This window comes from Nocardia sp. 852002-51101_SCH5132738 (assembly GCF_001665695.1).
Lineage (GTDB): Bacteria > Actinomycetota > Actinomycetes > Mycobacteriales > Mycobacteriaceae > Nocardia > Nocardia nova.
Genome location: NZ_LZML01000108.1, coordinates 79,067 through 103,692, shown reverse-complemented (window position 1 = coordinate 103,692; position 24,626 = coordinate 79,067). Strand labels below are relative to the sequence as shown.

The window sequence follows — 24,626 nt, the reverse complement described above, 5'->3', positions numbered from 1 at the left end:
TATGAAGGTTCTCGGGTGGTGGATTGAGGGCCGGACTCAGGCGCGGATGCCGAACGGCAGCATGAAGCGCACATCGCCCTCGACGATGTCGCGCATATCCGGAATGCCGTTGCGGAACTGCAGGGTGCGTTCGAGTCCCATACCGAAGGCGAATCCGCTGTAGACCTCGGGATCGATACCGCTGGCGATCAGCACCTTCGGGTTGACCATGCCGCAGCCGCCCCATTCGACCCAGCCGGCGCCGCCCTTCTTGTCCGGGAACCACACATCGACCTCGGCGGAGGGCTCGGTGAACGGGAAGTAGTTGGGCCGCATGCGAGTTCGCGTGTCGGGACCGAACAGCGCCCGCGCGAACGCGTCCAGGGTGCCGCGCAGATGCGCCATGGTCAGTCCCTTGTCCACCGCCAGACCCTCGACCTGGGAGAAGACCGGGGTGTGGGTGGCGTCGAGTTCGTCGGTGCGGAAGGTGCGGCCCGGGCAGACCACGTAGATCGGCAGCTCGCGCGACAGCATCGAGCGCACCTGGACCGGGGAGGTGTGGGTGCGCAGGACCTGTCTGGACCCTTCCGGCGCTACGTGGAAGGTGTCCTGCATGGTGCGGGCCGGGTGGTCGGGCAGGAAGTTCAGCGCGTCGAAGTTGAAGTGCTCGGTCTCGACCTCGGGGCCCTCGGCGACCTCCCAGCCCATGCCGACGAAGACGTCCTCGATCTGCTCGGAGATCACCGTGATGGGATGACGCGCGCCGATCGCACCGCGCCGGGCCGGCAGCGTCACGTCGATCGCCTCGGCGACCAGGACGGCGGCGTCGCGTTCGGCGAGTAGCTCGGCGCGGCGGGCCTCGAAGGCGTCCGAGACCCGGCCGCGGGCCACGTTCACGCGCTTACCGGCGTCGGCCTTGTCCTGCTTGGGCAGCCCGCCCATCGCCCGCTGAGCCAGGGCGATCGGCGATTTGCCGCCCATATGCTCCGTCTTGGCGGTGGCGAGCGCATCCAGGTCGGCCGCGGCCGCGAACGCCTTCTCCGCGGCGGCGGCAGCAGCGGAGAGAGCCTCTTCGCTGAGCGCCTCCGCCGGCGTCGCTGACTGCTCGGCTGCATCCTTCTCGTCGGCCACGATGGTTCGTCTCTCCCTGGGCTGGTCGGGTCCGTGCGGTTGCCTGCATACGCACATCGGGCATCGGCACATGCGATACACGACTATGCGATGCCAACTATTGTCGCTGGTCGAATCGTAGGCGATGTCGGCAGGCCGCCTCACACGGATATTTCCGGCGTTCGGACGTTCCGCGGCATCGGCCCTAACACCGGCAATCGGTCCATCGGAGGCGGCGACAGGGAAAGGCGCGCCGCCCGAGATCCGGGCGACGCGCCTGAGCAGGCTGTCCTGCGAGCCGATACATGGGGTACGCATTCCCCTGCGTCCGGCCCGGCCTCGCCGATCGATGCGGACCGGGCCTACTGCTCACCGACGGCGCGCCGGGCCCGATGTCATGCGTCGGCCGATACGGTCACAGCGTCGCGGTCCGATTCCCGCACGCCGGCCGGCGCCTCGATCGTGACGAGGTGCCGGGGCAACCGCAGCAGGACGATCACCGCCCCGGCCGCCACGATCACCGCGCCGGTCCACACGGCCGGGACCAGCCCGTCGACGAATCCCTGCGGACTCGCATACGACCCGTGCGAGGCGAAGATCGAGGCCAGAATCGCCACACCGATCGCGACGCCCACTTCGCGCACGGTGTTGTTCGTTCCCGAGGCCATGGCCCGATCCTCGGCGGCGGCACTCGCCATCACGACGGTCGCGCTGGGCGCGAAGGTCAAGCCCATGCCGACCCCGCCGAGCACCATGGCGCCGATGAACGAGCCGTAGCCGGCGTCGACCGTGCTCACCGTCGCCATCCAGGCCAGGGCCCCGGCGAGCATCGCCTGCCCGGCCACCAGCAGGGTGCGGGCGCCGATCCGGCCGACGACGAGGCCCGCCAGGGGCGCCACGACCATCGGCGCGGCGGTCCAGGGAAGCGTGCGCAGACCGGATTCGAAGGGGCTGTAGCCGCGCACGACCTGGAAGTACTGCGAGATCAGGAAGATCGCGCCGAAAACGCCGACCGCGAAGGTGAAGCTGGTGATGTTGCTGACCCGGAAGGCACGCGACCGGAACAGTCGCAGCGGCAGCATCGGGGCCGGGGTTCGCATTTCCCAGGCGATGAAGGCGGCCAGCAGCGCGGCCCCGCCGAGCAGTCCGCTCAGCACCGGCGCGGAGGTCCAGCCGTCGTCGGCGCCGTGCACGACCGCCCACACGATCGCGAGCACCCCGCCCGCCGACAGGACCAGCCCGAGCGGATCGAAACGTCGTGCGCCGCCGAAGGATTCACCGAGCACCCGGGCCGCGAAGGGCAGTACCGCGATGCCGATCGGCACGTTCAGCCAGAAGATCCACTGCCAGCTCAGGCCGCCGACGACAGCGCCGCCGACCACCGGTCCCACCGCGATGCCCAGTCCGGAGATGCCGCCCCAGATGCCGATGGCGGCACTACGCATCTTCTCCGGCACCGCGTCGGACAGCAGCGTCAGCGACAGCGGCATGACCGCCGCGCCGCCGAATCCCTGGATCGCGCGGGCGGCGACCAGCATCCACGGCTCGGTGGCCAGGGCGCAGGCCGCCGACGCGGCGGTGAACAGCGCGATGCCGACGAGGAATATCCGGCGCCGGCCGAAGCGGTCGCCGAGCGCGGAGGCCGTGAGCAGCAGCGACGCGAAGGACAAGGTGTAGGCGTTGACGAACCATTGCAGGTCGCTCAGCGAGGCGTTCAGTTCGGTGCGAATCACCGGCAGCGCGTTGGTGACGACCAGGTTGTCCAGGGCGACCATGAACATCGGGATGCCGACGGCGGCCAGGACCGCGCCCAGCGGTCGGCGGAGGGAGCCGGCCGTGCCGGCACGGGGGGTGGTTTCGAGGGTGGAGGTCATCGCAGATCCTTTGTTGTTATCGACTGATAACTTGATGTCGAAAGAGTATGCATCCACTGATAACATGTCAACAGGTAGCGATGCCGGGCTCGATTCCCGCCCGCACCGCGCTACCGTGACCGTCGGACGATCGCGAGGAGGACCATGGCGGACTCGACCCGCACGCGGCTGACCGCAGCCGAGCGCAGCGAGCAGGTACTGGCCGCTGCGGTCACCGCATTCGCCGAAACCGGTTACGCCGCAACGAAAACCGACGAGATCGCCCGCCTCGCCGGTGTGTCGCAGCCCTATGTGATCCGGCTGTTCGGCACCAAGGAACGCTTGTTCGTCGCCGCGGTCAATCGGTCCTGCGCGCGGATCGAAGAGGTTTTCCGCGCCGCGCGCGCCGACGCACCGGCGAACGCGACCCCACAGGAAGCACTGAAGGCGCTCGGCAAGGGCTACGAGACCTTCCTCGCCGAACGGGAACTGCCGCTCCTGCTGCTGCACGGCTTCTCCGCCAGCGCCGATCCCGCGATCGGCGACCACGTCCGCGAGCGGTTCGGGCGCATCTACGACCTGGTCCGCGAACTCACCGGCGCCGACGCCGACGATGCCCGCCAGTTCATGGCCACCGGCATGCTCATCACCGTGATGACCGCCATGCAGGTGATCGGACCCGAGGCGGTGCCCACCCGCTGGGCCGAGGAAATCAACGCCTGCTTCGAGGACGACTGACCAGCCGTTTCGCCCGCCGCGCCCGGATGTGATCGAACACACCGGGCGTTCGGCCTTTGCGCAGCGTTCTCACAGGATTATAGTTACTTTCGTTAATCAACTTGTTTGATATCCCCCGAACACTTGTGATGCGGCGACATCGGCGACCGGCCGACCGCCGCATCAACGCTTCCGGAAAGAGAACGATGGCAATCACCTCTGCGAACGACGCCGCGCGCAGATCCCCAGAATCGGGTGAGACGGCGGCGATGACGCACCGGCAGATCATGGAGGCCCTCTCCGGTCTGCTGCTGGGCATGTTCGTCGCGATCATCTCCTCCACGATCGTGACCAATGCGCTGCCGAAGATCATCGGCACGCTGGGCGGCGGACAGTCCGCCTACACCTGGGTCGTCACCGCCTCCCTGCTCGCGATGACGGCCACCACCCCGCTGTGGGGCAAACTCGCCGACCTGTTCAGCAAGAAGGCACTCGTCCAGATCGCACTGCTGATCTACGTGGCCGGCTCGGTGGTCGCGGGTCTGTCGCAGAACCCGGGCATGCTGATCGCCTGTCGCGCGGTGCAGGGCATCGGCGCCGGCGGTCTGTCCGCGCTGGCCCAGATCGTGATGGCCGCGATGATCTCCCCGCGCGAACGCGGCCGCTACAGCGGCTATCTGGGCGCGGTGTTCGCGGTGGCGACCGTCGGCGGCCCGTTGCTCGGCGGTGTCATCACCGACACCAGCTGGCTGGGCTGGCGCTGGTGCTTCTACGTCGGTGTGCCGTTCGCGGTGGTCGCGCTGATCGTGCTGCAGCGCACGCTGCGTCTGCCCGTCACCCGGCGCGAGGTGAAGGTCGACTGGCTGGGCGCCTTCCTGGTCACCGCGGCGGTGTGCCTGCTGCTGGTGTGGGTCACCTTCGCCGGCGACAAGTACGCGTGGGCTTCCTGGCAGACCCTGACGATGGTGCTCGGCGCCGTCGCGCTGGCTCTGCTGTTCGTCTTCGCCGAACTGCGGGCCGCCGAGCCGATCGTGCCGATGCACCTGTTCGCCAACCGCACCATCAGCCTCGCCTCGGCCGCCTCGCTGTTCATCGGTGTCGCGATGTTCGCGGGCACCGTGTTCTTCAGCCAGTACTTCCAGCTGGCGCGCGGCGAATCGCCCACGATGTCGGGCATCATGACCATCCCGATGATCGGCGGCCTGTTCATCTCCTCGACGGTGTCGGGCCAGATCATCACCCGCACCGGCCGGTGGAAGGCATGGCTGGTCACCGGCGGCTTGCTGGTGACCGCCGGTCTGGGCCTGCTCGGCACCATCCGCTACGACACCAACTACTGGCTGGTCGCGATCTACATGGCGATGATGGGCCTGGGCATCGGTATGACGATGCAGAACCTGGTGCTGTGCACCCAGAACCAGGTGGCGCCGCACGAACTCGGCGCGGCCAGCTCGCTGGTGACGTTCTTCCGCAGCCTCGGCGGTGCGATCGGCGTCTCGGCGCTCGGCGCGGTGATGGCCGAGCGGGTGAAGGACTACATCAGCGACGGTCTGAGCCACCTGAACCCGGCCGCGGCGCAGGCCATGGGCGGCGGCAGCCGGATTCCGGACATCGCCGCGCTGCCCGGTCCGGTCCGCACGGTCGTCGAGGACGGCTACGGTCACGGCATCGCCGACGTGTTCCTCATCGCGGCGCCCATCGCGCTCGTCGCCTTCCTGCTGACGCTGTTCATCAAGGAGGTCGCGCTGCGGACCACCGGCGCGCTGGCGCAGGCCGCCGAGTCGGGGCCGGAACCGGTGCTCTCGGCCCAGGTCATGGCCGAGGACGCCTCGGGCCTGGTCCCGGAGGAGTTCGTGAGCACCGGAATCATGGTCCACGGCCGTGTCCTCGCCGGTGACGGCACGCCGGTGACGCGCACCGCGCTCACCCTGATCTCCCCCACCGGCCGCCAGATCGGCCGTGCGATCGCCCGCGGCGACGGGCACTACGCGCTCGACGCCCCGGAACCCGGTTCCTATGTGCTGATCGCCTCGGCCGACGGATTCCAGCCGCAGGCCACGCCGATCACGGTGGGCACGCGGCCGCTGGAACACGATGTGCGGCTGAGCGGTATGAGCGGATTGGCCGGCACCGTGCGGGCGGCCGACGACGGCACGCCGGTGGCCGATGCGCTGGTGATCGTCACCGACAGCCGCGGCGATGTGCTGGCGGCGGGCGCGTCCGGGCCCGAGGGCGACTACGCGCTGACCGAACTGGTTCCCGGACCGGTGACCGTCGCGGTGAACGCCGCCACGTTCCAGCCGGTGGCGTTGCCGGCGGAGGTCGCGGGCCAGGGCATCACCCAGCTCGACGTGGTGCTGTCGCGCGGCGCGCAGCTGCGCGGTGTCGTGCACGGTGCGCACGGTCCGCTGCGCGATGCCCGGGTGACCCTCGTCGACACGGCGGGCGCGGTGATCGACAGCACCACCACCGACGCCGACGGCAGTTATCTGTTCGCCAACCTCGCGGTCGGCGACTACACGGTGGTGGCGTCCGGCTACCCGGAAACCACCTCCACGCTGACCCTGGCCGCGGGCACCGGCGACAACCACGTGATCGAGCTGGCGCACCCGCGCGACTGATCGACGTGAGTGTGGGCGCCGGATTCGGAAATCCGGCGCCCACAGCCATATTCGGGGCACGAGGTCAGCGGTGGCGGACCCGCGCGTCGGCGTAGAGGCAGATCGCCGCGGCGGCGGCCAGATTCAGGCTTTCCGCGCGGCCGTGGATGGGAATGCGGATGCGGTGGTCGGCGCGGGCCGCGACCGCTGGGTCCAAGCCGTGCGCCTCGTTGCCGAAAAGCCATGCGGTGCCGCCGGATTCGCCCGCGGTACGCAGCAGGTCGTCGGCATCGTCGAGATCGACCTCACCGCGCGCGGTGGTCGCGAGCACGGTGATGTCGTTGTCGCGCAGCGCGTTCAGCACGGCGTCGATATCGCGGTCGCGCGCGATCGGCACATGGAACAGGCTGCCCGCGCAGGCGCGCACACATTTGCCGTTGTGCGGATCCACCGAATCACCGGCCAGCACCACACCATCGGCGCCGACCGCGTCGGCCACGCGAATCAGGGTGCCGGCATTGCCGGGGTCGGCGATCTCGACCGGGACGGCGAGCAGGCGGCCGCCCGCGGCGAGTCCCGGCACGCCATCTGCTGCCGCCGGTGCATCCTCGTGCCGCGGCGAAACGACTTGCGACAGTGGCACATCCACGAGGCGGCAGACCGCGACCAAACCGGGCGGGGTGACCGTCTCACCCAGATGCTCGGCGGCCCGCTCGCTCACCAGCGTGGTGCGGACACCGAGCGCGGCGGCCGTCGCCACCAGTTCGTGCTCGCGTTCGGCGGCGCGATTCGAGTAGAACAACTCCTCGACCCGCTCGGTATCCAGCGCCGCGGCCACGGAATTGGCGCCCTCGGCCAGGAAGAGGCCGGTCTTGCGGCGGGATGCCGAGCGGTGCAGCTTGACAGCGGAAACGACCCGCGGATTGCGTTCCGACAGTTCCGGATTCGTCCGGTCGTCGGAGCCGCGCTCCGCGGGTCGTTTCGACGTGTTGGTCAACTGGTCGCAGCTCAGGCGGCCGGGGCGTTGACATCCTCCGGCAGGGCGGCCTTGGCCACCGCCACCAGGCCGGCGAACGCGTCGGCGTCGGAGACGGCGAGCTCGGCGAGGATCTTGCGGTCGACCTCGACACCCGCGGCCTTCAGGCCCTGGATGAAGCGGTTGTAGGTGATGTCGTTGAGCCGAGCCGCGGCGTTGATGCGCGCGATCCACAGCTTGCGGAAGTCACCCTTGCGAGCCCGGCGGTCCCGGTAGGCGTAGGTGAGCGAGTGCAGCTGCTGTTCCTTGGCCTTGCGGTACAGCCGCGAGCGCTGCCCACGGTAGCCCTTGGAGGCCTCGAGCACGGAACGGCGCTTCTTCTGAGCGTTGACGGCCCTTTTGACGCGTGCCACTGGTCAGTCCTTGTTCGATCGAGGGGCGCGGCGGCGCCCACAGGTTGGGAGAGGGAACGGTGCGCGAGTGCGCTCAGATACCGAGCAGCTTCTTCACGCGACGGACGTCAGCGGGCGCGACGACCTCCGTGCCGTCCAGACGACGAGTCCGGCGGCTGGACTTGTGCTCGAGCAGGTGGCGACGGTTCGCCTGCTGGCGCAGCAGCTTGCCGCGACCGGACACCTTGAATCGCTTCGAGGTGCCGCTGTGGCTCTTCATCTTCGGCATGGATTCCTCAATCTTGTCTCGTTCCGGCGGCATCGCATCGTGCGATACCGCCGGTGCTGTATCGGTTTACTGCGGGCTGGCCGCTTCGGCTTCCGGCGCGGGCGCCGAACCGGCCGCAGCGTCGCCCCCAGCGGGCGCGGAACTGCCGGGCGCCGCACCACGCTGCGCGGTCTGCTGCGCGGCGGTCTGCGCCTTGACCCGGGTCTTCGCGCCCTTGTGAGGCGCGAGGACCATCGTCATGTTCCGGCCGTCCTGCTTGGCGGAGGTCTCCACGAAGCCGAGGTCGGCGACGTCGGAGGCCAGCCGCTGCAGCAGCCGGAAACCGAGTTCGGGACGCGACTGCTCGCGACCACGGAACATGATGGTGACCTTGACCTTCGACCCGGCCTCGAGGAACCGCATCACGTGTCCCCGTTTGGTCGCGTAGTCGTGGTCATCGATCTTCGGGCGGAGCTTCTGCTCCTTGATCACGGTCTGCTGCTGGTTCTTGCGGGACTCGCGCGCCTTCTGCGCGGTCTCGTACTTGAACTTGCCGTAGTCCATGATCTTGCAGACCGGTGGACGCGCGTCCGGTGCGACCTCGACGAGGTCGAGGTCAGCCTCTTGGGCGACGCGTAGTGCATCTTCAACACGCACGATCCCCACCTGCTCACCACCCGGTCCGATGAGTCGGACCTCGGGCACGCGGATGCGATCGTTGATGCGGGTCTCAGTGCTGATGGGGCCTCCTAGGTCAAGCGGTGTCATCCAACGACCGCGAGCAACAACTGCAACCCCATACCCAACACGAAAGCCCCGTTGCGGTATTTCACCGCCACGGGGCCCGAATGTCGACCGGTCGCCGCGGGCGTCCACCAACAGGACTGCCACCTCGACCTCGCCACGGACGGATCCGAGCGAGAAACCCGCCGCATACGGCGGGTGACCGGACCATCGAACCTGGCACGCAGGCCGGCCGATGGTGGGAGTCGGGCTCCACTTACAGCCCCGAGCCGGTGCGCTGGATCGGTTCCAGCACGGGACCGGGGCGGTCGTCGCCGACCACTTTAACACCGGAGGCGCCCCTACTCCCAATCGGCCGCCCCCGCAACCCGGCGACGCGAACCCGATGACATGCTACGGATATGAGCGAGCATGCCGGCGACCCGTCGGCCCTGAGTGAGTCCGCGGATCCGGAAACGGTGCGGGAGCTGGCCGATATCCCCGCCGTCGAGGTGATCAGCCGGGCCGCGGTGATGCTGATGAGCTCGGCCGCCGAGAAGCTGGGCCTCGCCGACGAGGACCCCGATTCCAGCCCGCGTCGCGATCTGGACGAGGCCCGGCGCGTGATCACGGCCCTCGCCGGACTGGTGACGGCGTCGGTCGAATATCTGGGCCCCCACGCCGGACCCATCCGCGAGGGTCTGCAGTCGCTGCAGCGCGCGTTCCGGGAGTCGTCGGCACATCCGGACGCGCCGGGTGCGGGACCGGGCGAGAAGTACACCGGGCCGGTGTACTGAGCTCGGGCGTGCGCCGCGCGGATCACCGCACGGCGATCCCCGACAGCAGAGTGGCGACGACGGCGGCGACCGGGGGCGGCGCGAACGGACGCGGCGTTCCCGAGAGCAACGACGAGAGCACCGCGTCGTGGCAGATGCCGACCAGGACCGCGGCGGCCGCATCGACGTCCGCGTCGGCCGCCAGTCGGCCCAGATCGCGTTCGGCGCGCAGATAGACCACCAATTCCTCGCGCCAGATTCGCTGCCGGCCTTCGGTTTCGGCGAATCTGGCGAGGACCGCGGGCTGGGTGATCAGGCCCGCGAACACCGGCAATACCGCCTGATGCAGCGCCAGCCCCTGGCGCAGGCACACCGCCAGATTCTCCGCGAGATCGCCGCTACCGGCGGCGGGCAGCGGCGGGAAGCTCCGATCCACCGATTCCACGTGGGCCCGCAGCGCCGCGGCGAGCAGTTCCTCCTTGTCGGCGAAATGGTTGTAGAGCACCCCGTCGGACACCCCGGCCGCCCGCGCGATGGCACGCACGGTGAGCCCGGCGCTGCCCTGTTCGGCGAACAGTTTCTCGGCCGTGGCGATCAGATGGGCGCGCAGATCGCGATCGTCGCGGTCGTGCAACGCCGCCGCCCGTCGGGGTGACATGGGACCTACGGTAGTGCGACGGTGGCGGTGACGAGCCGGGAGGCCGAGCGCAACCGGATCGGACCGTCGCCCGCGAACGGCGCGAGAGCGGCGGCGACGGCGGTACGCACCTCGGCATCGGTGGCGAAGTCGTTGCGCATCCGGTGGTACCGCACCGGCCCCCAGCCCACGACGAATTCGGTGGCATCGTCGACATCCGCGCCCCAGACGCTGTCGGTGACGACGAGTTCGTTCGCGACATCGGCGAACCCCGCCGCGCCGAGCAGATCGGCGGTGGCGGCGGGATCGGCGAAGGCGTTGAAGCCGTGCCCCACCTCGAATCCGGGCAGATGTGTTGCCGCCGCGGCGAATACGGCACTGACGTCGGAATCCGACATCGCCGGTACGGCGATCGCGAGCCGCCCGCCCGGCCCCAGCGCGCGGGCGATATTGGTGAACGCCGCCACCGGGTCGGCGAAGAACATGATGCCGAACCGGCTCACCGCCACATCGAAGGAGCCGGGCGCGAACTCGAACACCTGCGCATCGCCCTGATGAAACGAAACATTGTGCACGCCTTCGGCTTCGGCGAGCGAGCGCGCCCGCGCGAGCATCGGCCCGGAGAGGTCGACTCCGGTCGCCGAGGCTGCCCGCCGGGCCGCCTCGCGCGTCAATTGACCGTTACCGCAGCCGATATCGAGGACCCGATCTCCCGCCGCGATACCGGCCGCGGTCAGCAACGGCTCGTTGATCCCCGAGTTCACCGCGTCGTAGCGGTCGGCGTTCCCGGCCCAGTGTTCACCCTCGTACCCGTTCCACGCCTCCGATTGGGCGGTATTGACGATCGCGGTCATGGGAGTCTCCTTCGAGTCATTATGAACGTCTGTTCATGAACGTGTGTTCATAATGATGGACGCGTCACCCTGTGGTCAAGATTTAGGCGGATTTCGGACCGATAGTGAACGCCGCTATGACAGCGGCACCGTCGTCGAACTCAGTCCTCGCGCACCGTGATTCGGCGCAGCGCCGCTTCGGTTTCGGCGGCGAGCACACCCACCAGTTCGGTGGCCGAAGCGATCGAGGTGATCCGGTCGACGGCCTGGCCGGCCCACACCGGAACGGCGGTGACGTCGTTGCGGGCGGCGGCTTCGCGGTAGTCGCGCAGGGCGGCCTCGTCGGTACGCAGTTCGTCGTCGCGGCCGCGCCAGTGGTCGAGGAAGGTGTTGCGCAGGGTGCGGGCCGGATATTTCTCCGGCCACGGTGCGCCGCGAGCGATGTCGAGCGTCCAGTTCACCTCGGTATCGGCGCCGGCGGCGTCCACCAGGGCCTTGCCCAGTTCGGCGGGCACGAGAGCCTCGTGGGTCGCCTGGAAGCGGGTGCCCACCATCGCCCCGGCCGCGCCGAGCGCCAGCGCGGCCGCGATCGCACGACCGTCGGCGATGCCACCGGCCGCGAGCACCGGCACCGCACCCGCCAGATCGACGATCGTCGGCACGAACGACAGCGTCCCGATGCCCTGGGCCGCACAGTGACCACCGGCGTCGCTGCCCTGCGCCACCAGCACGTCCGCGCCCGCGTCCAGCGCCCGCCGCGCCTCGTCGGCATCGGTGACCTGCACGATCAACACCGCACCCGCGTCCCGGACGGCGGCCGCGAGCGGCATCGGGTCCCCGAAGGACAGCACCACCGCGGCTGGATCGAACGACAGCGCGTGGTCGAGTACGGCTCGGTCGATCGCCCAGCTCAGGAAGCCGACTCCCCATGGCGCGGTGGTGTTCTCGCGCACCAGTCGCAGTTCGCGCTCGACCCATTCCCGGTCGCCGCGACCACCACCGACGAGCCCCAGACCGCCCCCCTCGGAGACCGCGGCGGCCAGGGCCCCGCCCGCTTCGCCACCCATGGGCGCGGACACGATCGGGTGGCGGACGGAGAGGATTTCGGTGAATGCGGTCGGAATCGCCATGCCCCGATCGTCGCAGGTGTGCGCGGCGGACCTGACGGCGGCGTGCGGACCGGCCGGTCGTTGTCGTGCTCGAGCACTCGCCGCTTTTCGCGGTGACTTACCCCAATGCGGGCATTTCCGCCCTCGCCGCGCGGTAGCCGGCTTCTATGATTCGCCGGATGTCTTCATGGGTACGTTCCAGCGGAAGACGTGACGAATACCGGGGTGCAGCATGACCGCCAGAAGAGATCTGGACCACGAACTCGGCGGGCCGATCGCCGCCACGGATCTACTGACCGATCACGAGTGCGCGGACCTGTTGTCGCTGTTCACGCAGGCACGTCGTGAGGAGGCGCAGGCGCTGTCGCAGTCGGTGGACTCGATGATCAGCGCCCTGCCGCGGCCGCTGCGGGCGCCGGCGAAGAAGATCATGTTCGGGAACCTGCTGGACTGATGACGGATCCGGTAACCCGCGCCCAGCTCATCCTGCTCGCCCGCACGTTGCACGTTCCACCGGAACGGCTCGCTCATCTGGAGCGCCTCGGCGCCCGGAATCTGCACGAACTGCAGCAGCGGATGGCCGCGATCGTCTTCGATCAGCATGCCGAAACCTTCAAGCGGATCAGCAAATTGGTGCCGATCATTCCGCTCGGCATCTCGATGCCGCTGGTACAGAAGCTGGTGCCGCCGGCGCTGACCGGGCGCGCGGCCGGCGCGGTGGGCGTCGATCACCCGAAGAAGGCCGCCGAAACCGTCGCACTGCTCGGCATCGGCTACGCGGCCGACTGTGCGCCGTATCTGGACCCGCGCACGGTCGGTGAACTGGCCGATATCGCGCCGCCGGAACCGATCGTGCAGATCGTCAACGAGGTGCTGCGCCGGCGCGACTACATCACCGCGGGGCCGTTTCTCGGCTACGCGTCACCCCGGCTGATCGAAGCCGTGGAGCGCGGCGTTCCCGACGACGAAGGCCTGATCTTCTCGGCGTCGTTCGCCTTCTCCACCAGCGCCCTGACCTCCGTGCTGCGCCAGTTGCTCAACGGCCCGGCGCGCCGGATGCCGCGCATGATCCAGACCGTCCTGCACGGGTCACCGGAGTTGCGGCTGGCGGCGTTGTCGATCTTCGCGCGCTGCGATACCGATGTCGTCGCCGACGTGGGAGATATCGTGCTGGGCGTCGGGACGCCCGCCCTCCTGGGCAATCTGGTGACGACCGCGATCCACGGCCGGGCGGTGCGCGATATGGCCGTCTTCTTCGACACCTTGCGCCCGCCCGCCCTGGCGGCGATGGCGGCACTGCCGATTTTCACCGATACCGCGGTGGCCGCCGCCCTGCTGCAGGGCCTGGAGGGCTGCTCCGATCCGGCGCCCTGGCGCGGGTTGTTCGCCCTGCTGGCACTGCTCGATCCCGCGATGCGGCCGGCGCTGGCCGATATGCTCGCCCAGCAGTCCGACGCCACTATCGCGGCGCTGCCCTCGCATGCCACCGAAGCCGATCTGTGGCCCGTCCTGCTGGAAATCATTGCGGCGGGCGATCATTCGGTCCAGGCGCGGATCGGCAGCCGCTGGGCGATGCTGCCGCCGGAACGCCGCGCGGGCGTGCAATGGCATCTGGACGAACGCAGTGAGGACCCGCGGCTGACCACGGTGGCCGACGCGGTGGCTGCCAGTTCGGTGTCGGTGGAAGAGGTCTTCTTCCGGCGCCGGCAGCTCGGCCGCCGCCGCGGCGCCGACAGCTGGGACGCGGTCTGATCGAGCGCGGCCTACCGGGGCCGCTGATACCGATCGACATCGTTGAGAGACGGACCCGCCGGAAACCAGCGGGTCCGCCGCGCGATGCTCAGCCGACGGCAGCCGTCTTGCGACGCCCGGCCGGCTTCGCAGCCGCCGACTTGGCGGCCGTCGCCTTCTTGGTCTTCGTCGCCTTCGCCGGTGCGGCGGGCTTGTCGAGGACCTCGCGCAGGAACTGGCCGGTGTAGCTGTCGGCAACGGCCGCAACGTCTTCCGGGGTGCCCTGTGCGATCACGGTGCCACCGCCGGAGCCGCCCTCGGGACCCATGTCGATTACCCAGTCGGAGGTCTTGATGACGTCGAGGTTGTGTTCGATGACGATGACGGTGTTGCCCTTGTCGACCAATCCGTTGATCACCGCGAGCAGTTTGCGAATGTCCTCGAAGTGCAGGCCGGTGGTCGGCTCGTCGAGGATGTAGACCGTGCGCCCGGTCGAGCGTTTCTGCAGTTCTGCGGCCAGCTTCACGCGCTGCGCCTCACCACCGGACAGCGTCGGGGCGCTCTGCCCCAGCCGCACATACCCCAGGCCGACATCGACCAGGGTCTTGAGGTATCGGTGGATCGAGGTGACCGGCTCGAAGAAGTCGGCCGCCTCCTCGATCGACATGTCGAGCACCTCGGCGATGGTCTTGCCCTTGTAGTGCACCTCGAGGGTTTCCCGGTTATACCGGGCGCCGTGGCACACCTCGCAGGGCACGTACACATCCGGCAGGAAGTTCATCTCGATCTTCAATGTGCCGTCGCCGGAACAGGCCTCGCACCGGCCGCCCTTGACGTTGAAGGAGAACCGGCCCGGCTGATAGCCGCGCACCTTGGCCTCGGTGGTGGCCGCGAACAGGGTGCGGATCTTGTCGAAGACGCCGGTGTAGGTGGCCGGGTTCGAGCGCGGGGTGCGCCCGATCGGGGACTGGTCGACCTGCACCAGCTTGTCGAGGTGGTCGAGACCGTTGATCCGGGTGTGCCGGCCGGGCACCTGCCGCGCACCGTTCAGCTTGTTCGCCAGCACGGTCGCCAGGATGTCGTTGACCAGCGTCGACTTGCCGGAACCGGAGACGCCCGTGACCGAGGTCAGCACGCCGAGCGGGAAGGCCACATCGATGCCGCGCAGATTGTGCTCGTTCGCGCCGACCACGGTGAGCTGCTTCTTCTTCGACACCGGCCGGCGTACCAGCGGCACCTCGATCACTTCGCGGCCCGAAAGATAGGCGCCGGTCAGCGAATTCGGATCCTCGAGCAGCCCCGGGTAGGGGCCGCTGTAGACGACCTGGCCGCCGTGCTCACCGGCCAGCGGGCCGATGTCGACCACCCAATCCGAGGAGTGGATGGTGTCCTCGTCGTGTTCGACCACGATCAGCGTATTGCCGAGATTCCGCAGCCGCGTGAGGGTTTCGATCAGGCGCCGGTTGTCGCGCTGATGCAGGCCGATGGACGGCTCGTCGAGCACGTACAGCACGCCGACCAGTCCCGAACCGATCTGGGTGGCCAGCCGGATGCGCTGCGCCTCACCGCCGGACAGCGTCGCCGCCGCCCGCGACAGCGTCAGATATTCCAAGCCCACGTCGAGCAGGAAGCCCAGCCGGGCCTGAATCTCCTTGAGTACCTGACCGGCGATCGCGGCCTCCCGCTCCCCCAGCTCGAGCGAGTTCAGGAAGCGCGAGCAGTCGCGGATCGAGAGATCGCACACCTCGGCGATGGAACGGCGCCCGGCTTCGGCGTTGAGGGTGACGGCCAGGATCTCCGGGCGCAGCCGCGCACCGCTACAGACCGGGCACGGCACATCGCGCATGTACCCGTCGTAGTGCTCCTTCATCTGCTCGGACTCGGTGCTCTCCAACCGCCGCTGCAGGAACGGCATCACGCCCTCGAAGTCGGCGTAGTAGGACCGCTTGCGGCCGTAGCGGTTGGTGTAGGACACGTGCACCTGATCGGAGCTGCCCTCGAGCACCGCCTTACGGGCCTTGAGCGGCAACGTATTCCACGGCGCGTCCATCGAGAAGCCGATCGCCTCGGACAGCCCGGACAGCAGACGGTTGAAGTATTCGGCGGTCTGCCCGCGCGACCACGGGGCGATCGCGCCGTCGTTGAGGCTCAGTTCCGGGTCGGGCACCACCAGATCCGGATCGACCTCCTTGCGAATGCCGAGACCGGTGCAGTCCGGGCAGGCGCCGTACGGCGAGTTGAAGGAGAACGACCGCGGTTCCAGATCCTCGATATCCAGCGGATGACCGTTCGGGCAGGCCAGTTTCTCCGAGAACCGCCGCTCGCGGTCGTGGGCGTGTTCGTCGCGGTCGACGAAGTCCAGCACCACGATGCCGTCGGCCAGCCGCAGCGCCGTCTCGATCGAATCCGTCAGCCGCTGTTTGGAAGTCGGCTTGACGGCCAGCCGGTCGATCACGACCTCGATGTCGTGCTTCTCCTGCTTCTTCAGCTTCGGCGGCTCGGTGAGCGGATACACCACACCGTCGACCCGCACCCGGGAGTAGCCCTGGGTGTTCAGCTGGTCGAACAGGTCAACGAATTCGCCCTTGCGGGTCCGCACCACCGGGGCCAGCACCTGGAAGCGGGTGCCGGGCTCCATCTCCAGCACCTGATCCACGATCTGCTGCGGGGTCTGCTTGGCGATCAGTTCACCGCAAACCGGGCAGTGCGGGGTTCCGGCGCGGGCGTACAGCAGGCGCAGGTAGTCGTAGACCTCGGTGATGGTGCCGACGGTCGAGCGCGGATTGCGGTTGGTCGACTTCTGGTCGATCGACACCGCCGGGGAGAGTCCCTCGATGAAATCCACATCGGGCTTGTCCATCTGCCCCAGGAACTGGCGGGCGTACGCCGACAGCGATTCGACGTAGCGACGCTGGCCCTCGGCGAAGATGGTGTCGAAGGCGAGGCTGGATTTACCGGACCCGGACAGTCCGGTGAACACGATCAGGCTGTCGCGTGGCAGGTCGAGGTCCACTCCCTTCAGGTTGTGCTCCCGAGCTCCGCGCACGGTCAACAGATCCGCCACCGGCTGTCCCTTCTCGATCGAAATTCGGCATCCAGAATCTCCCCAGACGCCATGCTAAGCACACCCACCGACAAGTTCGGTGACACGACCGCGAGCGGCCCCGTTCCGCGACCCGAGCGGTCCCGGCGCTCACGCCGGGCCGAGCACCACCACGGAGTTGTGCCCGCCCATTCCGAGCGAGGTCTTCACCGTGAATCCGCCGTCGAACGGGGTGGGTCCGTCCAGCAGGCGAGGATGCGCCTCGGCCACGATGGGCGGCGCCACCACGACGCCGCGTTCGTACCCCAGCGCCGTCGCCGCGATCTCGACGCCGGCCGCCGCACCCATGCAATGTCCGGTCAGCGGCTTGATCGAATAGACCTGCGGGCGGTCGTCGAAGATCCGCGCCAGCACGGCCCGTTCGGCCACATCGCACTGCCGGGTCCCCGGTCCGTGGGCGTTGTAGTAGCTCACGTCCCCGGAGCGCACCCCGGCCCGGTCCAGGGCCTGGCGCGTACAGTCCAGTATCCGCTCCAGACCGGGGTCGACGGACACGACGTGATAAGCGTCATTGGTCATCGCCCCGCCCAGCATCGCGCAGTACGGCCGCTCCACCTGCCGGGAGACCACGAACGCCACCGACGCCTCACCGAAGCTGAATCCGCGGCTGCCCTCCTGGAACGGCCGGCACGCCTCCAGCGGATCGGCGTCGATCACGGCCGCGCCCATCTGCACGAAGTGGTGGACCATGTCGGGGCTCGCCGACAGGTCGGTGGTCACGCAGATCACGTCGTCGGCGAAACCCTGATCCAGCCACATCTGCGCGGTGATCAGCGCGACATTGGCCGAACTGCAAGCCGCCGAGACGTTCATCGAGGGGCCGTGGAAGCCGAATTCCTGCATCAGCAGCGAGATCGGAGTCGACGGCAGCAGGCGCAGATAGTCGCGGGAGCGGCGGCGGCTGTCGTCGGCGAGGTAGAAGTCCTCCCAATCCCGGACGTCGCCGAGCACGATCGCGTGGATCACCCCGACGGTGCGGCCCGGCCGCCAGCCTCGTTCGGTCGCGTCGGCGATCGCCTCGCGCGCGGCCTCCTGAACCGCCCGGGCGTAGCGGCTCGGGCTCAGCGACTCGTCGCCGCCGTCGGGCACCAGGGCGATCCACGCGTATTCGTCGCGGTCGGCGCCGTAGCCGGGATAGAGCCCGGCGGCCGCCTTACCGGTGTGCAGACCGCGCCACAGCGTCTCCCTGCCCCAGCCGTAACCGCCGACGACGCCGATACCTGCGATCGGCATACGATCTTGATATTCTCGAGTTGACATCGGGGTTGTGTTCGGCATTCGCGCTCCTACACCCGGCCTGGGCAGCTGCCTCCGGCGTAACACCCGGTCCGGCCCCCCGACCGGACCGAACCCGAACCCGACAGCGTACCGTCCGCCGATACCGCGGGAACGGGCACCTGTCATGATCACTCACAGGCCCGATAAGAACCTGAACTGTGACCGAACCAATACCGTCCGCGCTGTGATCCGCGGTACGTCACCATCAGAATGATCCCGTGCGCCAATTGACCTGAACAGACCATGATCAGGGGGTTACATGTGGTTGAGGCAGGTGAGAACCGGCCCGAGGCCGTGATGGACGCCGAACTGCTCGCCCAGCGGTACCGCACCCTGGTCGAGCACAGTCCCGATGGCGTCGTCGTGCACGAGTACGGCATCGTCGTCTACGCCAATCCGGCGATCGTGCGGCTGCTGGCCGCCCCCGGAGTGAACGAGGTGGTCGGACATCCGGTCACCCAGTTCGTGGCGCATCGCGACGTGCCCGCGATGCTCGAGCGCATCGACCGGCTGCACCAGACCGGCGACGCGTCCGAGACAGCGGAAATGACCCTGATCCGCAGCGACGGTCAGGCGGTCGACGTCGAGACGGTCTCGGTGCTCACCGTCTGGCAGAACCGGCTGGCCTATCAGGTGGTGATCCACGACCTCACCGCTCAGCGCCGCGCCGAGGCCGCCCAGCACCGGGCCGAACACCATTTCACGGCCGTGGTGTCGCAACTCGAGGAGGGTGTGGTCGTCATCGACCGCGAGGGCCGGATCGAATCGATCAACCCGGCGGCGCTACGCATCTTCGGTCAGGAAGGCGACAATCTGGTCGGCCGCCGCATCGATTCGCTGCCGTTGGCGCTGCTCGACGCGAAAGCCCAGCCGCTGGCCCCGAGCCATCACCCGGTGGCACGAACCCTCGCCACGGGAGAAACCATCTCCCGCTACGTGTTCGGCGTGGACCGCCCGGACGGGCAGCGGCGCTGGCTGTCGGGTTCGAGCCGGTTGCTCAACCCGGGCGCAGCCGACTCGCCGGCCGTCTCCTCGTTCAACGACGTCACCGAATTCCGTGCCAGCCGAAGGCAATTGGAATATCAGGCGACCCACGATCCGCTCACCGGGCTGGCCAACCGATCGCTGTTGCTCTCGCGGCTGGCGACCGCGCTGGGCGTCGACGAACAGTCGCCGGTATCAAACGTTTTGTTCATCGACCTCGACGGATTCAAGGCCATCAACGACACCCTGGGCCACGCGATCGGCGATACCGTGCTGCAGATCGTGGCCCAGCGACTGCAGCGCGGCCTGCGCACCGACGATGTGGTCGGCCGCATCGGCGGCGACGAATTCCTGGTACTGCTGTCCGGCCGCACCCAGCCGGACGACCTGGACGGCCTGATCGCCCGGTTGCGCCAGACCATGGCCGAGCCGATCATCGCCCGCGGCCACCGCATCCACATCGAGGCGTCGATCGGCGTCACCGCGCTGCGCCCGGGTGATCCGCGCACCCCCGAAGCGGTGCTGCACGACGCCGATCTGGCGATGTACCGTGCCAAACCGGCGACCTCCGAGAGCAACGCCCTGGGACGGCGGCCGAACAACACTCACGCCTCCTGAAAGATCCGCGATGACCCTCGAACACGCGCTGCTGCCCGTCCGGCCCAATCGCACGGCCGAGTTCGAGGCGACGTTCGACGACCCGGTAGTGCAACATTTCACTACCCAGGTCGCGACGCGTTCACCTGCGACTACGGCGAGTCCCGCGAACCCGAACTAGACTCGACGATTCCGTTCTCTTCGCGCGCGGCCCGCTCGGCCCCTGTGGTGACAAGGAGTTCCGTTTTGCCCGACCGCCTCACCGAGGATCGCCCCGCCACCGATCGCGCTGCCGAACTGGAGCGGGAGCAGAGCTATCTCACCCTGCTGTATCAGCGGCTCGACGGCATGCGGGAGTACGCGCAGCGCCGGTTGAAGACGGTGCTGCTCGAGACCGGCGGCACGCCGCAGGCCCGCAGCGAACGCGAATCGTTCACCCAGCTCTACTCCGAGGACCTCGCCAAATACGACGCCGCCGAGAACGGGCTCTGCTTCGGCCGGATCGATCTGGCCGCGAACGACACCGGCGACGACGGCGCCGAGGGCGAGTACCGCTACATCGGCCGCCTCGGCATCCTAGACGAGGACGACGACTACAACACCCTGCTGCTGGACTGGCGGGCCCCGCTGGCCCGCCCGTTCTACCTCGCCACCACCGCCGCCCCCGACGGCGTGACCCGGCGTCGGCACATCCGCTCACGCAACCGCAACGTGACCGGTATCAGCGACGAATATCTCGATCTGGAGATGGCACGGCGGGCCGGCGCGATCGACTCCGACGACGGCGGCGTCGGCAGTGAGAGCGCCCTGCTCACCGCGTTGAACGCGGCGCGCACCGGCCACATGACCGATATCGTCGAGACGATTCAGAGCGAGCAGGACGCCATCATCCGCTCCGAACACCGCAGCGTGCTGGTGGTCCAGGGCGGTCCGGGTACCGGGAAGACCGCGGTCGCGCTGCATCGTGCGGCGTATCTGCTCTACACCTACCGCCAGCAGCTCGACAAGGCCGGCGTACTGATCATCGGGCCCAATTCCACCTTCCTCGACTACATCGGCCAAGTGCTGCCGTCGCTGGGCGAGACCGGCGTGCTGCTGTCCACGATCGGCAATCTGTATCCGGGAGTCGAAGCGACACTGGAGGATTCGCTGCGCGCGGGCGAACTCAAGGGTTCGCTCGACATGATCGATGTGCTGAAGAAGGCGGTGCGCGACCGGCAGGAAGTACCGCGCGACCCGGTCCGCCTCGACTTCGACGGGTACGAGCTGACGCTGGATCGCAAGATCGCCACCCGTGCGCGCGGCCGGGCGCGCTCCTCGCGCCGCCCGCACAACCTCGCCCGCCCGATCTTCGCCGCCTCGGTGGTCGACGCGCTGACCGACCAGCTAGCACAGATCATCGGCAAGGACCAGTTCGCCGACACCGTCGACGAGGCGGATGTCGCCGCGGGCCGGCGGCCGTCGAGTTCCGGGCGCAATCTGCTGAGCCAGGCCGACCTCACCGAGATTCGCGACGAGATGCGTGCCGACGCCGGCATTCAGCGCGCGATCGCGCAGTTGTGGCCGATCCTGACCCCGCAGCAGGTGCTCGCCGACCTGTGGGCCGAGCCGGAGCGGCTCGCGCACGCCGCGGACCGGCTCAGCGCCGAGGACCGCAAGGAGCTGTTCCGCGCGCTCGACGCGGCGAGTGGGCCCGCTTTCGCGGCGGCGGACGCGCCGCTGCTCGACGAGCTGGCGGAATTGCTGGGCATCGACGACGCGGAGGAGCGGGAACGCTCGCGGCGGCGGTGGCGCGCGCAGCTGGCCGAGGCGCAGGAGGCGCTCGACATCCTGACCGGTTCGGCGCCGCAGGATCTCGAAGACGACCTGGATCCGGAAATCCTCATGGCCTACGACCTGATCGACGCCGGACAGCTCGCCGAACGCCAGCATGTGCGCAACCGCCAGACGACCGCCGAGCGGGCTGCCGGCGATCGCAGCTGGACCTACGGACACGTGATCATCGACGAGGCTCAGGAACTGTCGGAGATGGCGTGGCGAATGGTGATGCGGCGCATTCCGAATCGCTGGGTGACGGTGGTCGGCGATGTCGCGCAGACCGGAGATCCGGCGGGCGCCTCGTCCTGGCAGCGCATGCTGGAACCCTATGTCGCACAGCGCTGGAAGCTCACCGAGCTGACAGTCAACTATCGCACGCCCGCCGAGATCATGGCGGTCGCTGCCGATGTGCTGGCCGCGATCGACCCGGAGGCGACCATTCCCCGCTCCGTCCGGGAATCCGGCTTTGCGCCGCGGGCCGTGCAGGTCGCGGCCGGCGGCTCGTTGGCCGCGGTCACCGAACTCGTCGACGCCGAGGCCGGCGAGCCGGGAATCACCGCCGTGCTCGCCCCACATGCGACGGTGAGCGAATTCGCCTCGCTGGCGGGCGAATCCGTGCAGGTGCTGACGGTGGCGGAGGTGAAGGGCCTGGAGTTCGACGCGGTCGTGCTGGTGGAGCCGCAGGCCATCCTGGACGAGTCGCCGCGCGGACTCAACGACCTCTACGTGGCGCTCACCCGTGCCACACAGCGATTATCGGTGGTTCACACCGGCACACTGCCCCAGGTCCTCGGCGCATTGCGCTGAGGACCCGGGCGGCAGGTCGGGCGAACGTCAGCGCACGGTGTGCACGATCAGGACGTCGCTGCGCGACTTGCGCGCGACGTCGGAGGGCACCGAGCCGAGCAAGCGCCCCGTCAGGGTGTTGAGGCCGCGGTTACCGACGACCAGCAGATCGGCCTCCACCTCCTTGACCAGGTTCAGCAGCGACTCGACGGGTTCGCCCACGACGGCCCGCTCCACGATGTTGGTCGCACCGGCGGCGACGGCCTTGTCCCGCGCGACGCGCAGGATCTCGTTGGTGGGCGCCGAGCCGCGCACCTGGTAGGCCTCGTCCTTGAGGACGTCGGCCGCAGCGGCCACATCGCGGTCGTCGGTCGGGTAGTACGCGCATGCGACGTACAGGGTGGCGCCCGCGTCGCCGGCCAGCGCGGCAGCCTTCTCGACAGCGACATACGACGAATCCGAGCCATCGGTACCGACGACAATGGACCGGTAGGCGGTCATCTTTCCTCCAAACATACAAGTGGGCGGATGCCTGCGCGCAATTCCGGAGCAGAAACCCGCGCGGGCAACTGCGCTAGACCATAACCGTTATCGCGCCGGAATCATCGACAATCGCAATACATCACATCGGTGCGCCTCGCGATCCCCACGCCACATTAGCCGGCCGGATGGCCGCACGACCCGTCTCAGCAGCGCGGATCCCGACCGCAGACCCATCTCGCTGCGATCGTTGTCGCAGTTGCGAACCCGCTTGTGGCCCTGGGATTTTCGTCACAGAAGGGGGTATTCCCCAATTGCGCCGACCTCGATTGCCCGGGTGCACAACGACACCCGGGCGCGATGGTGAGAACTCACAATTCCGGGCAGCGGGAACCGATTCGGGCGCTTACCGGATATGCGAGGTAATAAACGGAATGCCGAATGCGGCCGTTCGCGATCATCCGAGGTGGAATAGCGGTCCGGTGATTGTGGCGCCGAGATCGTCGACATGAGCGAAGAAGGCGAACAGCATGAGCGCCGCACCGGCCAATGCCAGATCCTTGTTGAAATGAATCATCTCCCCCTGTTTGGCCTGAGCATCGGATTCCTTCCAGAAGGGATGCATGAGGAATGCGGTCGGCAGCAGGAATACGAACAGCAGCAGTGAACCCAGATCGGCCCACACCCCGAGCAGCACGCTCGAGGCCCCGAGCAGCAGCACCACCCCCGAGCCCAGCACCGCCTCCTTCGCCATCGGAACACCCTTGCTGCGGGCGTAACCGGTCATCGCATCGGCCTGCGTCAGATGCCCGATCGCCGAACTCGCGAACAATATGACGAACAGAATGCGCCCGATCAGCACCAGAACACTCATCGCCAACTCCTCTGTCGGCCGGCAGCACCGCCGCCGGGCTGGTAGTACAGCATTCAACTACTTATGTGTTCGGTTATTCCCGGAACCGGTTCGGCCGAAACGAATCAGCGATCCGGCGCCGAGTCCCGCGGTGAGGCGTGGTGCGACAGTAGCGATGCGCGCGCGTATTCCAGCGGCGCCATTCCGATCTCGTTCGCGAATTCGCGACTGAAATGGGCTTGATCGAAATAGCCGAGTTCCAGTGCCAGAGTGGCCAGATCGTCGGTGCGGCCCTGCGCCAGCAGTTGTGCGCCGTCCTGAAGCCGGTAGCGGCGCAGCACCCACTTCGGGCCCGCTCCGACGTAGCGGCGGAACAGGCGTTGCAGGGTGCGGATCGGGATGTCGAAACGGGCGGTGACCTGGTCGACGCGGGTCAGGTCCGGATCGGCTTCCATCGCGGCGATGATGCGCAGCACCAGGAGATAGTTGTCGTCGGGCGTGCGGCGGCGCGCGGCACGGGCGAAGTATGCGTCGACGATGTCGCGGCGGTCGCCGGCGCTGTCGGCCGCCAGCACGCGTTCGGTCAGGCCTGCGGCCTCCGGCAGCACCTCGGCCAGTTCGATCGCGGTATCGCGCAGGGCGCCCACATCGATTCCGGTGAAGGCGCCGAAGCCACCGGGACGGAACTTCGCGGCGAAGGTTTCACCCTCCCCCGCCAGTTCGCGGACGAATTTGCCGGTGGTCACGCCGTTGACGAACCCGCCGGTGCGGGTGACGGACCGCTCGAAGCTGACATTGACCGAGGGAAACGGCAGCACCTGCGCCTGGTAAGGCGGCCTGCCGCGCAGATCCCAGGAGACCGACCAATACCATTCGACGAATTCGGCGGTGCCCGGACCGGCCGGCAAGCGGATCAGCCGACGGTGTCGCTCCTGCTCGAGAGGATGCAGAATGCCCTTGGTCACTTCCGGTGGTGGTACCGGAACCGGTTGCAGTGCAGCGCCTTTCGCGCGCCCATCACCG

General features: G+C 68.4%; 21 protein-coding genes. 7 read left to right on the top strand and 14 right to left on the bottom strand.

What is annotated here, in order from left to right; genetic code table 11:
- Nucleotides 1-36: 36 nt before the first annotated feature.
- Entirely contained in the window at nucleotides 37-1,110 is a 1,074-nt protein-coding gene (pheS, locus tag A5789_RS16695) for a phenylalanine--tRNA ligase subunit alpha (protein ID WP_064904607.1), read from the bottom strand.
- A 374-nt stretch (nucleotides 1,111-1,484) separates the two neighbouring features.
- Nucleotides 1,485-2,963 carry an MFS transporter gene (locus A5789_RS16690; protein ID WP_064923605.1) on the bottom strand — a complete coding sequence of 493 codons (1,479 nt, stop codon included), beginning with the start codon at nucleotides 2,961-2,963 and terminating at the stop codon, nucleotides 1,485-1,487.
- A gap of 144 nt (nucleotides 2,964-3,107) precedes the next feature.
- Here A5789_RS16690 and A5789_RS16685 point away from each other — a divergent pair, with 144 nt between their 5' ends.
- Nucleotides 3,108-3,680, top strand: coding sequence for a TetR/AcrR family transcriptional regulator (locus A5789_RS16685; protein ID WP_064904611.1), 573 nt, complete (start codon nucleotides 3,108-3,110; stop codon nucleotides 3,678-3,680).
- A 185-nt stretch (nucleotides 3,681-3,865) separates the two neighbouring features.
- Nucleotides 3,866-6,280, top strand: a complete 2,415-nt coding sequence (locus A5789_RS16680; RefSeq protein WP_064904687.1) for an MFS transporter — start codon at nucleotides 3,866-3,868, stop codon at nucleotides 6,278-6,280.
- A gap of 64 nt (nucleotides 6,281-6,344) precedes the next feature.
- On the opposite strand, the gene A5789_RS16675 is transcribed toward A5789_RS16680, so the two are convergent.
- The 4 genes from A5789_RS16675 to infC form a co-directional block, all read right to left on the bottom strand.
- The gene (locus A5789_RS16675) at nucleotides 6,345-7,196 is read right to left on the bottom strand and encodes an RNA methyltransferase (RefSeq protein WP_064904689.1); all 852 of its coding nucleotides are present in this window, start codon (nucleotides 7,194-7,196) and stop codon (nucleotides 6,345-6,347) included.
- Nucleotides 7,197-7,267: 71 nt separating this feature from the next.
- Nucleotides 7,268-7,648 carry a 50S ribosomal protein L20 gene (gene rplT, locus A5789_RS16670; protein WP_064904613.1) on the bottom strand — a complete coding sequence of 127 codons (381 nt, stop codon included), beginning with the start codon at nucleotides 7,646-7,648 and terminating at the stop codon, nucleotides 7,268-7,270.
- Nucleotides 7,649-7,721: 73 nt separating this feature from the next.
- On the bottom strand, nucleotides 7,722-7,916 hold the full coding sequence (gene rpmI, locus A5789_RS16665; protein WP_030518931.1) for a 50S ribosomal protein L35: 195 nt from the start codon (nucleotides 7,914-7,916) through the stop codon (nucleotides 7,722-7,724).
- Nucleotides 7,917-7,982: 66 nt separating this feature from the next.
- Complete coding sequence (gene infC, locus A5789_RS16660; protein WP_030518932.1) at nucleotides 7,983-8,663, bottom strand: translation initiation factor IF-3; 681 nt, start codon at nucleotides 8,661-8,663, stop codon at nucleotides 7,983-7,985.
- Nucleotides 8,664-9,040: 377 nt separating this feature from the next.
- Here infC and A5789_RS16655 point away from each other — a divergent pair, with 377 nt between their 5' ends.
- Complete coding sequence (locus tag A5789_RS16655; RefSeq protein ID WP_030518933.1) at nucleotides 9,041-9,415, top strand: DUF1844 domain-containing protein; 375 nt, start codon at nucleotides 9,041-9,043, stop codon at nucleotides 9,413-9,415.
- Between the two features lie 22 nt (nucleotides 9,416-9,437).
- Here A5789_RS16655 and A5789_RS16650 read toward each other — a convergent pair whose 3' ends face one another.
- The 3 genes from A5789_RS16650 to A5789_RS16640 form a co-directional block, all read right to left on the bottom strand.
- A complete protein-coding gene (locus tag A5789_RS16650; protein ID WP_064904615.1) occupies nucleotides 9,438-10,052 on the bottom strand; it encodes a TetR/AcrR family transcriptional regulator in 615 nt (204 codons plus the stop codon).
- A 5-nt stretch (nucleotides 10,053-10,057) separates the two neighbouring features.
- Complete coding sequence (locus tag A5789_RS16645) at nucleotides 10,058-10,885, bottom strand: class I SAM-dependent methyltransferase (protein WP_064904617.1); 828 nt, start codon at nucleotides 10,883-10,885, stop codon at nucleotides 10,058-10,060.
- 140 nt (nucleotides 10,886-11,025) lie between these two features.
- Nucleotides 11,026-11,994, bottom strand: coding sequence for a nitronate monooxygenase family protein (locus tag A5789_RS16640; protein ID WP_064904619.1), 969 nt, complete (start codon nucleotides 11,992-11,994; stop codon nucleotides 11,026-11,028).
- Between the two features lie 211 nt (nucleotides 11,995-12,205).
- On the opposite strand from A5789_RS16640, the gene A5789_RS16635 reads away from it, so the two are divergent.
- Together A5789_RS16635 and A5789_RS16630 are read left to right on the top strand one after the other, a co-directional pair.
- Entirely contained in the window at nucleotides 12,206-12,427 is a 222-nt protein-coding gene (locus A5789_RS16635) for a hypothetical protein (protein WP_030514590.1), read from the top strand.
- Nucleotides 12,427-13,725, top strand: coding sequence for a hypothetical protein (locus A5789_RS16630; RefSeq protein WP_064904621.1), 1,299 nt, complete (start codon nucleotides 12,427-12,429; stop codon nucleotides 13,723-13,725). Before A5789_RS16635 ends, A5789_RS16630 begins: the two co-directional genes overlap by 1 nt.
- 88 nt (nucleotides 13,726-13,813) lie before the next feature.
- Here the strand turns inward: A5789_RS16630 and uvrA are convergent, their stop codons facing one another.
- Both uvrA and A5789_RS16620 read right to left on the bottom strand, forming a co-directional pair.
- The gene (gene uvrA / locus A5789_RS16625; protein ID WP_063013057.1) at nucleotides 13,814-16,768 is read right to left on the bottom strand and encodes an excinuclease ABC subunit UvrA; all 2,955 of its coding nucleotides are present in this window, start codon (nucleotides 16,766-16,768) and stop codon (nucleotides 13,814-13,816) included.
- A 129-nt stretch (nucleotides 16,769-16,897) separates the two neighbouring features.
- Nucleotides 16,898-18,040 (bottom strand): beta-ketoacyl synthase N-terminal-like domain-containing protein, encoded by a 1,143-nt coding sequence (locus A5789_RS16620; RefSeq protein ID WP_064904623.1) that lies wholly within the window; start codon nucleotides 18,038-18,040, stop codon nucleotides 16,898-16,900.
- Between the two features lie 306 nt (nucleotides 18,041-18,346).
- Between A5789_RS16620 and A5789_RS16615 the strand changes: the two genes are divergently transcribed.
- A complete protein-coding gene (locus tag A5789_RS16615) occupies nucleotides 18,347-19,687 on the top strand; it encodes a diguanylate cyclase domain-containing protein (protein ID WP_321190277.1) in 1,341 nt (446 codons plus the stop codon).
- A gap of 225 nt (nucleotides 19,688-19,912) precedes the next feature.
- Entirely contained in the window at nucleotides 19,913-22,291 is a 2,379-nt protein-coding gene (locus A5789_RS16610) for an ATP-binding domain-containing protein (RefSeq protein WP_064904627.1), read from the top strand.
- 27 nt (nucleotides 22,292-22,318) lie between these two features.
- Here the strand turns inward: A5789_RS16610 and A5789_RS16605 are convergent, their stop codons facing one another.
- From A5789_RS16605 to A5789_RS16595, 3 genes are all read right to left on the bottom strand, one after another.
- Complete coding sequence (locus A5789_RS16605; protein WP_030514596.1) at nucleotides 22,319-22,771, bottom strand: universal stress protein; 453 nt, start codon at nucleotides 22,769-22,771, stop codon at nucleotides 22,319-22,321.
- Between the two features lie 436 nt (nucleotides 22,772-23,207).
- A complete protein-coding gene (locus tag A5789_RS16600) occupies nucleotides 23,208-23,624 on the bottom strand; it encodes a DoxX family protein (RefSeq protein WP_063013048.1) in 417 nt (138 codons plus the stop codon).
- A 104-nt stretch (nucleotides 23,625-23,728) separates the two neighbouring features.
- Nucleotides 23,729-24,568, bottom strand: coding sequence for a helix-turn-helix domain-containing protein (locus tag A5789_RS16595; RefSeq protein ID WP_227463181.1), 840 nt, complete (start codon nucleotides 24,566-24,568; stop codon nucleotides 23,729-23,731).
- Nucleotides 24,569-24,626: the final 58 nt, after the last annotated feature.